Origin of the sequence: Collinsella sp. OM08-14AT, from assembly GCF_003438115.1 — a bacterium.
GTDB lineage: Bacteria > Actinomycetota > Coriobacteriia > Coriobacteriales > Coriobacteriaceae > Collinsella.
Genome location: NZ_QSTE01000014.1, coordinates 32,068 through 43,657, shown reverse-complemented (window position 1 = coordinate 43,657; position 11,590 = coordinate 32,068). Strand labels below are relative to the sequence as shown.

General features: G+C 59.8%; 9 protein-coding genes. All 9 read right to left on the bottom strand.

All coding sequences use genetic code 11. The features are described from left to right. Nucleotides 1-159: 159 nt before the first annotated feature. Nucleotides 160-852 (bottom strand): regulatory protein RecX, encoded by a 693-nt coding sequence (locus DXC18_RS08185; RefSeq protein WP_117583193.1) that lies wholly within the window; start codon nucleotides 850-852, stop codon nucleotides 160-162. A gap of 11 nt (nucleotides 853-863) precedes the next feature. Next, complete coding sequence (gene recA / locus DXC18_RS08180; RefSeq protein WP_022094695.1) at nucleotides 864-2,012, bottom strand: recombinase RecA; 1,149 nt, start codon at nucleotides 2,010-2,012, stop codon at nucleotides 864-866. Nucleotides 2,013-2,269: 257 nt separating this feature from the next. Further along, complete coding sequence (locus DXC18_RS08175) at nucleotides 2,270-2,800, bottom strand: CinA family protein (RefSeq protein ID WP_117583194.1); 531 nt, start codon at nucleotides 2,798-2,800, stop codon at nucleotides 2,270-2,272. 12 nt (nucleotides 2,801-2,812) lie between these two features. Continuing rightward, complete coding sequence (gene pgsA / locus DXC18_RS08170) at nucleotides 2,813-3,361, bottom strand: CDP-diacylglycerol--glycerol-3-phosphate 3-phosphatidyltransferase (RefSeq protein WP_233509047.1); 549 nt, start codon at nucleotides 3,359-3,361, stop codon at nucleotides 2,813-2,815. A 99-nt stretch (nucleotides 3,362-3,460) separates the two neighbouring features. Next, on the bottom strand, nucleotides 3,461-4,810 hold the full coding sequence (gene rimO / locus DXC18_RS08165; protein ID WP_117583196.1) for a 30S ribosomal protein S12 methylthiotransferase RimO: 1,350 nt from the start codon (nucleotides 4,808-4,810) through the stop codon (nucleotides 3,461-3,463). A gap of 26 nt (nucleotides 4,811-4,836) precedes the next feature. Next, nucleotides 4,837-5,334 carry a YajQ family cyclic di-GMP-binding protein gene (locus DXC18_RS08160; protein WP_117583197.1) on the bottom strand — a complete coding sequence of 166 codons (498 nt, stop codon included), beginning with the start codon at nucleotides 5,332-5,334 and terminating at the stop codon, nucleotides 4,837-4,839. 26 nt (nucleotides 5,335-5,360) lie between these two features. Next, nucleotides 5,361-6,872 (bottom strand): helix-turn-helix transcriptional regulator, encoded by a 1,512-nt coding sequence (locus tag DXC18_RS08155; RefSeq protein ID WP_117583198.1) that lies wholly within the window; start codon nucleotides 6,870-6,872, stop codon nucleotides 5,361-5,363. After that, the gene (locus DXC18_RS08150) at nucleotides 6,872-9,652 is read right to left on the bottom strand and encodes a DNA translocase FtsK (protein WP_233503785.1); all 2,781 of its coding nucleotides are present in this window, start codon (nucleotides 9,650-9,652) and stop codon (nucleotides 6,872-6,874) included. The genes DXC18_RS08155 and DXC18_RS08150 overlap by 1 nt, the downstream gene beginning before the upstream one ends. 1 nt (nucleotide 9,653) lies before the next feature. Then, entirely contained in the window at nucleotides 9,654-11,324 is a 1,671-nt protein-coding gene (locus DXC18_RS08145; RefSeq protein WP_006235967.1) for a ribonuclease J, read from the bottom strand. Nucleotides 11,325-11,590: the final 266 nt, after the last annotated feature.

The following is an 11,590-nucleotide window of genomic DNA, read 5'->3' as shown; positions in this document are numbered from 1 at the left end:
GATACAGATAAACATATAAACAAACTCATTACAGATGAGCACATATCACAAAGCAAATGACATTGTTTATCGTACGTTGAACCACAACAACTGTCAAATAAATGGCCCCAGCACGGCGGCTAAAACGCGGTGAACGGCAGGGCCACAAAACGCATACGCCTAAACCGCACATTCCTCACGTTCGGCATCGAGACGTGCCTTAACGGCATCGGCGGCGATATGATACGAGAAGCCCTTGCCCATCAAAAACCGAACCAGTTTTTCGAATCCGCGCGTCTCTGGGACACGCCGCTTGGCGAGCAGGGCTGACGCACGCGCCAAATCGTCTTCGACGGCAAAATAATCCTCGGGATAACCGGGAATGTCATCGAGCACGACATGACGGCGCTTGAGCTCGGTCTCGATTTTGCGCTGTCCCCAACCGCGCCGCTTGCGCTCCTCGATAAAGTACGAGCAAAAGCGGTTCTCGTCTAAAAAGCGATACTCGGTGGCGCGCTCGACGGCGAAATCGATCGCGGTCTGGTGAAAGCCGTAGCGAGCCAGCTTGTCACGGACCTCGCCCGTCGCATGGTCGCGGCGCGATAACATCTCGGTCACCATGGTAAGTGCACATTTACGCTCGACGAGCTGCACCGCCTCACGAAAGTTGTCCCAATCACAGGGAAGATCGGGGCGGTTTTTGACATACAGGCGCGCGACCCGCACGGGAATCCAAATGGACCGCTCAAAACCGCCCTCAAGCTCACAATCGATATGTGCGCAAGGCTTTTTGGACGCATACCCGTTCGAGAACGAGGAGGCCGCCTTCTTATCGGGAAAGACGACCGTGGCCTCGGTCACCGTATACGACATGAGCGTAACCGCTACTCGTCGTCATCATCGAGCATGGCGGAACCATCGATGGCGTAAAGCTCGTCAAACTCCTCAGGCGCAGGCTGATCGGTCAGCTCGACCTCGGATGGAGCATCGTCGTCAAACTCAAGCCCGCAGGCAAGGCGGACCTTATGCTCAATCTCGTCGGCGCAATCAGGGTGTTCGCGCAGGAACGCCTTGGCGGCCTCGCGACCGTTGCCGAGCTTGTCCTCGCCATAGGCAAACCAGGAGCCCATCTTCTTGCAGATGCCGCACTCGACAGCCATGTCCAGAATCGAGCCCTCCTTAGAGATGCCCGTACCGTACATGATGTCGAACTCAGCAGAACGGAACGGAGCTGCCACCTTGTTCTTAACGACCTTGGCGCGCACGCGGTTACCGATAACCTCATCCTTAAGCTTAATGCTGTCGATGCGGCGAATGTCGATACGCACCGAAGAGAAGAACTTAAGGGCGCGGCCGCCCGTCGTGGTCTCGGGGTTGCCGAACATGACGCCGATCTTCTCTCGCAGCTGGTTAATGAAGATGCATGTCGTGTTGGACTTGGACAGCGAGCCGGCGAGCTTGCGGAGCGCCTGACTCATCAGGCGAGCTTGCAAACCGACCGTGGTATCGCCGATCTCTCCCTCGATCTCGGCACGCGGGGTCAGCGCGGCGACGGAGTCGACGACGATGGCATCGATGGCGCCGGAACGCACGAGCATGTCAACAATCTCGAGCGCCTGCTCACCCGTATCAGGCTGGGAAATCAGTACCTCGTCGATATCCACGCCAATGCGCGCGGCATACGTGGGATCGAGCGCGTGCTCGGCATCGATAAATGCCACCACGCCACCCATTGCCTGGGCCTCGGCCAGGATCTCAAGCGAAAGCGTCGTCTTACCGGAGGACTCAGGACCGTAAATCTCGACGATGCGGCCGCGCGGCACACCGCCGATACCCAGAGCGGCATCGAGTGCCAGAGCGCCCGTAGGGATGGCCTCGACCTCGAGCTCGGGGCCACCGTCGCCGTACCTCATGATGGAGCCTTGACCGAACTTCTTCTCGATCTCGGCCTTGGTGGTGGCGATCATCTCATCGCGCTCTTTACCCGTCGTGCGAGCATGAACGGTACGTACGGGACCTGAATTCTTGGCCATGAAAAGCCCTCCTCTTAACAACCTGCATCGATAATAAACGAACGGCTGTTCGTGGTCAACCGTTCAGATAAATCATATGCAGGCAGTCTTTCCAAAACCCAACAAAACGCCGACCAAATACTGACCAAATGCTTGACCACATAGGGCCAAATATAAGCAAGGAAGGCGAAAATAAACCTATGACCAGCAAAAACGCTGAATTTGTCAGAGGTCCCTATCTCCACAATTAAGGGGCCCTAAGGCCCCTTAAAACACGTCTATTCCATAGAGTTGAGCACAAGGGCAATGCGTCCCAATGCCTCCGCGACCGCATGGGCACGAACACACGAACGGTCGCCCTCATAGTGGCAGCGCACAGAGTCCACGACCGGCACTTCCCCATCAGCCGCGCGATACGCCCAGCCAATATAGAAAGTGCCAGCCGGATCGTCCTCAGTGCCACCGCCGGGGCCGGCATAACCCGTTGCGCTCACTGCAATATCGCTCTGGTACAGCTCCAGCGAACCCGCCGCCATCTCGCGCGCGGTCTGATGCGACACCGCGGTATAGCGGTCGAGCGTCTCCTGATCAACACCCAAAACGCGATGCTTGATCTCATCGCAGTAGGTCACCGCACCGCCACGCAGCACCGCCGAGGCGCCCGGGATATCGGCAATCGTCGAGGAGATCATACCTGCTGTCAGCGACTCAGCCGTCGAAACCGTCACGCCCCGAGCGCTCGCGCGCTCGACAATATCGCGCGCCAGCCCCTCGTTATGTGCGGAAATCTGCTCAAAAGAGTCCGTCATACCCACTAGGACCTAGACCGAAAAGACGATCTTGCGGCAGTTCCAGAAGTACTGGGCGCCCGAGATAACGGTCAGGACAACGGCAACGGCGTACAGGAAACGCGACACCGAGTAGATGCCGAGCGTCAGCGCCAGCGGGCCAAGGTGCAAGCCGGCCATCGCAAAGACGCACAGGTAACCGCAGATGGAGACCATCGTGGTCGCCGTCTTGTACTTGCCGAGCTTATCGGCCGCAACGACAACGCCGGCGGCACTAGCGACCATGCGCATGGCGCTTACCAGCAGCTCGCGGAACAAGATGATGAACACGGACCAAACCGACACGGCACCAAAGTCCAAGAATAGCAGCAGGGCCGAGAATACGAGCAGCTTGTCGGCGATGGGGTCCAAGAATTTACCGAAGTCGGTAATCTCGTTGCGCGAGCGCGCCAGGTAGCCGTCAACCTTATCGGTGCACGACAGGATGACGTACAGAATGAAGGCAGCGGCGGCGAGCGGGCCGTCGAAGGTGCTCCAATCTGTACCGGCAACACTCGTGTGAGAAAGCGCCGACACGATCATGAACACCGGGATAAAGACGATGCGAACGCACGTCACGATGTTGGCGGGCGTCCAAACACTCGTCAGTTCCTTATTGCTCTCGTTTGCCACGACGCTCTCCTACTCCACAACATGGCCGATAAGCTCATAGCAGAAGCTATCGGTAAACTCGACCGTCAGAATATCGCCCACAGATGCCTCGCTGGCATCCAGATGCACCGCGCCATCGGAATCAGGCGCCTGGAACCAGGCATGTCCGATCAGCTCGGCGCCGTCTTCGGTCTCTTCGATACCGTCGACAATCACCTGGGCGCGCTCGCCCACATGTGCGGCAGTTGCAGCAAAACCGAGCGACTCGGCCAGGTCCATGGCCTCCTGGGCGCGCTCGAGCTTGACCTCTTCGTCGACCTGGCCCTCCATCTTGGCGGCCAGGCTGCCCTCCTCCTGCGAGTAGGCAAAGACGCTCGTGTAGTCGAAGCCGACGGTGTCCATAAAGTCGATAAGGTCGCGGAACTCGTCGTCGGTCTCGGTCGGGAAGCCGACCATGGCCGTGGAACGGATCACGATGCCGGGGATGCGCTCACGCAGATCGCGGAACAGGTCCTCGAGCTCCTGGCGCGAACCAGAACGGCGCATAGCCTTGAGGATGCGCGCGTCGCAGTGCTGCACGGGGATATCGATATAGGGCAGCACCTCGGGCGTATCACGAATGGTCTCAATGAGCTCGTCAGTCATGCCCTCGGGCTGCAGGTAGAGCACACGGACCCAGACGTTGTGCGGACGCACGGCCTCGGCGACGGCACGCAGCAGCTGCGCCAGATTGCGCGGCGAGCCCTCGGCGACATCCTCGTCAGCAAAGTCGGTGCCCCAAATACCCGTGTCCTGGCCGATCAGCACGATCTCGCGCACACCGCCGGCAACCAGGTCGCGCACCTCGGAGATAATGCTCTCGGCATTGCGCGAATGATAGCGACCGCGAATATACGGGATCATGCAGAAGCTACAGAAGCGGTTGCAGCCATCGGAGATCTTGACGTAGGCGACAGCGCCCTCGACGGTGCGCTTGACCTGCGGAATATAGACGGCAATCTCGCGCTCGACGCCCAGCACGCCATCGATGACCGCCACGATGCCATCCTCCTCGTCGGCCTTCACAAAGGCAGCGACCTCGGGCAGCTCATCGGGCAGATCGTCGCCATAGCGCGACGGCACACAGCCGCACATGACGATGGGGCAAGAACGAACGCCGTCCTGAACCTCGTTGGCGAGCTCGAGCGTGGTCTCGATGCTCTCGGACGTTGCGGAGGCGAGGAACGAGCATGTATTGACGATGGCGATATCGGCATCCTGCGGGTCGAATGCCTCCTCGTAGCCCGCGGCGGTCAAAAGAGAACGCATGCGGTCGGTGTCAACCTCGTTCTTAGCGCACCCGAGGGTGATGTAGAGCACGGAGCCCAACGGTGTATCCATGTTGGAGAGCAGTCCTTTCGAATGAATTAGCGGTAGTTGGTGAACTGCAGCGGCTGACCGTAGTCCTGGTCGCGCAGGAACTGGATCACGGCCTGCAGCGCATCCTTGGAAGCAGAGGAAACACGCAGTTTGTCGGCCTCAATCGTCACCTTGACCTTGAGCTTCTGATCCTTAATGTCCTTATTGATCTTCTTGGCAGTCGTCTGGTCGATACCCTCGACGATGTGACCGAGCACGCGCACGGTGCCGCCCGAGGCAGCCTGAGGCGCATCCCAGGACACAGCCTTAAGATCGATGCCACGCTTGATGAGCTTGGAGCTCAGGACATCGATGATCTGCTTGGAGACAAAGTCGGCCGGGGCGTTGATCGTAAAGAGTTTGTCGCCCTTCGAAAGCTCGATGGTGGCGCCGGAGTCCTTGAGGTCATAGCGCTGGGAAATCTCGCGCGTGGTCTGCTGGAAGGCATTGTCGACCTCCTGCATATTGACCTCGGACACGACGTCGAAGCTTGAATCTTTAGCCATGATGTTTCCTTTCGCGTACGAGCGGCCTAGTAGCTATCGTACGAATTGTCGGTAGAATCGGTGGGTGTCTGACCGTCAGTTGCGGTATCGGCGCCATCCGTGGACTGGGCATCGGTACCGTCGGTGGTATCGGTACCATCGGTGGTGTCGGTACCATCAGAACTTTCACCATTCTCGGAATCAGACGTCTCCTTCTTGGGAACGGTGATCGTCACGCGCGCCACGCCCGAGGTCTTGGTATCGTAACGGACCTTTTCACCGTTCTTGGTAACGGTGACATCGGAAGGCTTGGACGTGGTGATCTCGATCGAGGACTCGGGCGTATACTCCTGCTCAAAGGGGCCAGTCGCCTGGGCGCCATAGACCGACTTGCCGTCGACCTTGACCTCAATCCACGCGGTCTTTCCCTTGGCAACGGAGACCTTGACCTTCGTGACCTCGCTCTCTTCCTTCTTGGCCGTCGTCTTGGTAGCGTCCGAATCAGTCGACTCATCCGTCGCCTCATCGGTGTCTTCGTCCTCGTCGACCGTTTCGGTCTTCTTAGAAGACTTCTTAGTCGTCGTCTTGGTGGCAGCGGGCGTCTCGGGCGTGGTCTCGGGCGTCGAAGATGCGCAGCCGCGCAGAAGCACCACGATGAGCACAATCAGCAGCAATGCCACGGCGCCGATGCCGGCGTAGACGATACGCGGATCGAGCCCGTTGTTTTGAGGAGTACGGGATCCGCCGCGTCCACGACCGGAACTGCTGCGGCCGCCTCCCTGAGGCATACGACCGCGATTGCTATCGGAACGGCCGCGATAGCCGCCCTGGCCCTGAAGGCTGCGCTGACCCGAGCGGGGCGCAAGTTCACCGCGGCCTTGATAGCCACGCTGGCCCGAACGCGGAGCCGAAGAGCGCTGGTCATACGGCTGTGATTGAGAGCGAAGACGCGGCGTCACCTGCGTGGCATCGGCGTCCGCATAGCCACCGCGAGAGCGTCCGGTAGAGACACCACGGCAACCGCGATCGGAATAACCACCATCGCCGTAGCCGGCACGAGGGTCACGTGCGACACCGCGGGCAGCGGGGAGTGCGCGCTCCTCGGGCGCCGGCGTGCTGCGAAAACGATCGCGCTGGGAACGAATCTCCTCGCTCGAGCCCGTTTCGGTAACATAGCCAGCCTGCTGAGGGCGCTGGCCATAACGCGTCGAACGCCCGCCCTGAACCATCAGGAAGCGGCCGTTGTCGACCGAGGAACGCGAATTGACGTAGCCGGCGGCGTCCTGAAAACGACCGCCCTGCTGCGACGTCTCGCGCTCATATGCCATCAGATCGTCAAAATAAGCGTTGACGACCTCCCGCGGATTGAGGCCCAAAAAGCGCGCATAGCTCGAAATCATGCCCTGCGCATAGCCGCGCGGAGGCATCGATGCAAAATTGCCATTCTCGAAAAACTCGATGATCTGCGGCCTGATTTTGATGGTGTTGGCGACCTGCTGAATGGAAAGGCCCATTCGGCGACGCTGCTCGAGCAGCATGTCACCAAAGCGTGCAGCCATCAGAATCCTCCAAACTCACGATCTTCACGTGCCATCTCGGCGTCGACGGATTCCAGCGTGGCAAGGCCTTCTTCATCCAGCAGAACCTCGCGCGGCTTGGAACCGTCGGGCGGTCCGACGACACCCTTTTCTTCCAGCATGTCCATAATACGCCCGGCGCGCGCATAGCCAACCTTCAGGCGGCGTTGCAGGCCAGATGTGGAGCCCAGCTGCGATTCCACCACAATATGAGCGGCTTCCCAGATAAGCGGATCGTCGTCCTGAGGCTCGGCAACGCCGGTTCGCACGATGCCGCCGCCACCTGCCATGGACATGGAGGCAGGTGCCACAGCCGACAGGATCTCCTCATGGTAGTCGGGCTCGCTTTGCGACTTAACGAACTCGACAATCTCGTTGATCTCGTCATCCGAAACAAAGCAGCCCTGGATGCGGCGGGGCTTGCCCCAGTCGACCTTTGAGAACAGCATGTCACCCAAGCCGGTGAGCTTTTCGGCACCCATCTGGTCAATGATGACGCGGGAGTCGATGCCCGTTGCGACGTTGAAGGCGATACGGTTGGTAATGTTTGCCTTGATGAGGCCCGTCACCACGTTAGAGCTCGGACGCTGGGTCGCCACGATAAGGTGGATACCGGCGGCACGGCCCAGCTGGGCGATACGCACAATCGAGGCCTCGACGTCCTTGCCGGCGACCATCATCAGGTCCGAAAGCTCGTCGATGATGATGACCAGGTAGGGCATCTTTTGCGGCGGGTTATCGTAATGCTCAAACTCGCCGGCGGCCTGCTTTTCGTTATAGGTCGAGATCTTGCGCACGTTCAGGCGCTCGAAGACCTTCAGGCGGCGCTCCATTTCGGACACCGCCCACTGCAAGGCGCTCGCGGCCTGCTTGGGCTCGGTCACTACGGGCACGTAAAGATGCGGCAGGCCGTTATAGCCTGCGAGCTCGACGCGCTTGGGGTCGACCATGATCAAGCGAACGTCCTCGGGGAGCGCGCGCATGAGCAGGGTCGTGATGATGGAGTTGATCATGACCGACTTACCGGAACCCGTGGTACCGGCGATCAGCAGGTGGGGCATCTTGGCGAGGTCGGCGACGACCGGCGTGCCCTCGGCGTCGCGGCCGATGGCAAGCTCAAGCGGACCGCCCTTAACATAGGGCAGCACGTCGCCCAAGTTGACGTTCTGACGCTTGCGATTGGGGATCTCGATACCCACGAGCGAGGTGCCGGGAATCGGGGCAAAGATACGCACGGACTGAGCAGCAAGCGACAGCGCGATGTCGTCCTCAAGGCTCGAAATCTTGCTCACGCGCTCACCCTCGCCGGGCTGCAGCTTAAAAGTCGTCACCGTGGGGCCGGCAATCCAGCCGACAACGCGAGCGCTACGGCCAAACTCAAGCAGCGTGGACTGCAGCGACTCGGCGGTCTGTTCCAGCTCCTTGTCCGAAGATGCGGCAGAAGCGGACTGAGGGTTTGCATGCAGGATTTCGAGCGGCGGAAGCTTAAGGCCGTCCTCTTCTTCGCCCTCGTTATCCGCGGGGGCATTGTCCGCTCCCCCATCGCTCGAAGTAGACGCCTCGGCAGCGCTCGCAACAGACGCATCGGCAACCTTGGGATGCTTGAGGAAATCAGGAATTTGAGGGGCGGCCGAGACGGGATTCACGGCAAACGGCGGCTCGGACTCGTCGACCTTGTCCGGATCGTCCTCCATCGAAAGCTGGCCGGTCACCTGGCCGCGCCTGGCATGGCGACGCGGCAGCAAGGTCGTCTTGGCAGTCTCGATCGGAGCCTCGTCGTCCTCGTCATCGCCCTCGGTAAGCTCAATCTCGCTCTCGGACCAAGACGGGTCGGGTTCACTCGTATTGAGCTTGGGAGCCGTCTTGCTCTTCTTGGCATGACGGCGCGGCAGCAGCGTCGTCTTGGCGCGCTCGGCCTCCACGGCATCGGACACGTCGACAAACGGATCCTCGTCCTCGTCGTCATCGTCCAAAACCAGGTCATCATCGTTGCCCATCACCGTGGTCACGGCCATATCGGAGCCCTTTTGACGAAGAATGCTCAGGTGCGGACGGGCAACGCCGGGCACCGACAGGGCTTCGTCGTCACCCCACGGACTCGCGTTGACGTCGGCACGACGGCGCTCGGCAAAATCGGCCGCACGGTCGCGGGCAGAGCGCAAAACGCCGCCCACCGAAAAGCCGATGATGACAAAGCCAACGACGGCCAGACCCAATAGGACCACCATTGCGATAGGCTTACCCAGGGCATTCTGCAATGCACTCGCAATAAACGCACCGATGTAGCCACCCGAGGCGGACAGGTTTTGCAGCGTGAACATAAGGTCGCACGAGTCGCTCGTACCCGGCACCATCAGCGAAAGAATGGAGACGACGGCGATAAAGACCACGGCACCGCCCGCAACAGAGCGCACGTTGAGCGGCGAATCCTCGCCTAAAAAGAGCGTGGCGGCAAACAGCAAAATGACAATCGGCAGCACGTAGGCGCCCAGACCAAAGCCCAGGTGGTAGAAACCGGCAACCGCAGCCGTAACGGGTGCGGTCGCCGGCGAAATCACGGCAATGAAGGACGCAATCGCCAAAACGGCAATGACCACGCCGGCGATATCGCGGTTGGCCGAAGGCTCGACCAGGGGCTCAAAATCGTCGAAGTCGGCCTCGTGACCTTTATTGGCACGAAGATGGGAACCGGCACCCTTAGCAGATGCCGGTTGGTTGTTGGCTTTATTGCCTTTGGCGTTTTGTGCAGATCCGCGCGCCAAACTAAACCTCCATGACGACCGGGATGATCATCGGACGAGTGCGCGTACGGCTCCAGATAAAGTTAGAGAGTGAGTCGCGCACGGCCTTGCGAATGGCATCGGAACCGCTGCTCGTAAAGCTGAACTTGCCCTTCTCGATCGTCTTCATGATGGACGCGGAGGCATCCTCAGAGAACTGGTCGTCGATGGCAAACGAGACGCCGCGGCCCGAGAACTCGATGGCCTCGATCTTCTTGTGTTTAAGCGAGACGATGGCAACAGCGGTAACCATACCGTCATTGGCGAGCTTCTGACGATCGCGCAAGACGATGGGGTCGGTATCGCCGATACGAAGGCCGTCGACGTAGACGACGCCGGACTCGACGGGCGTACCGCGCTTGACGATACCGCCGCGCATCTCGAGCGTGTCGCCGTTATCGAGGATAAAGATATGATCGTCCTTGATGCCCATCTTGCGGGCAAGCTGGGCATGGGCGCGCAGATGCACGGCCTCACCGTGAACCGGCATAAAGTACGTGGGCTTGGCCATGGCCATCAGGAGCTTGAGCTCCTCCTGGCTACCGTGGCCCGAGACGTGGACAAGAGCGCGGTTCTTATCCCACACGTCGCAGCCGAGCTTGGCCAGGCTGTTGACGACCTGCTGGACGGCTTTCTCGTTGCCGGGAACGGGAGTTGCCGAGAGGATGACGGTATCGCCCTCGTGGATAGAGAGCGTCTTGTGCTCGCCATTGGCCATGCGGGACAGGGCCGACAGCGGCTCGCCCTGCGAACCGGTGCACATGACGACGATCTTGTCGTCGGGCAGGTTATCGATATCGAAGGCATCGATGATATCGGCATCGTCGATGTTGAGGTAGCCCAGCTCGCGCGCGACGCGGGTGTTGGTGAGCATGGAACGACCGGTCACAACGACCTTACGACCGCACTTGCGGGCGGCATCGCAGATCTGCTGCAAACGATGGATATGGCTCGAGAACGAAGCGACGAACACGCGACCCGGGGCGTTCTTGATGGCATGTAGCAGGTTGGGACCAACCTCGGCCTCGGACTTGGTAAAGCCGGGAACCGTGGCATTGGTGGAGTCGGACAGCAACAGGTCGATGCCCTGCTTGGCAAAGCGGCTGATAGCGGCATAGTCGGGCGTGACGCCGTCGATGGGCGTCTGGTCGAGCTTAAAGTCGCCGGTGTGCATAACGGTGCCCTGATTGGTGCGGATGAACACGCCCAGAGCGCCGGGGATGGAGTGCGTCATCGAGAAGAAGTCGAGCGAGATGCCGCCGAGGTTGACATGGCTGCCGCCCTTGACCTCGCGGAACTTGGGTGCGCGGATGCGGAACTCAGAAAGCTTACCCTCGATAAAGCCAAGCGTCAGCTTGCTCGAAAAGATGGGCACCTTGTTGTTGAGGTCCTGCAGCAGATACGGAAGCGAACCGGTGTGGTCCTCGTGGCCGTGGGTGACGACGATACCGCGGAGCTTTTCCTCGTTCTCCAAAACATAGGTGTAGTCGGGAAGCACCAGGTCGATACCGGGCTGGGAGTCATCCGGGAACATGAGGCCGGCGTCGACGAGCACCATGTCGTCGCCGCACTCGAAGACCGTCATGTTCTTGCCGATGCCGTCAAGGCCGCCGAGCGGGATGATCTTCAAGGGAGATGATTTTTTAGCTGCCATAGGTTAGTGTTGTTTCCTTTCTTCGAAACGGGTCTGAAACAACCGACGGGGCGCTTCTGGCAAACCGACCGTCGGGAACGTACAAATATGCATCGCAGAGTCGATGCAATAACCACAGTATGATACCCATTTGCACAACAACAGACCACCCATGCATCAAAGCCCCATCTGAACTGGTCTATCCCGCCGGTTTCCCGTGGGGCGGGCGCTGATGAAGTTTCCTGCTCTACAGTCCTGCTCACGACGGAGGCCACATTAAGTGGCCT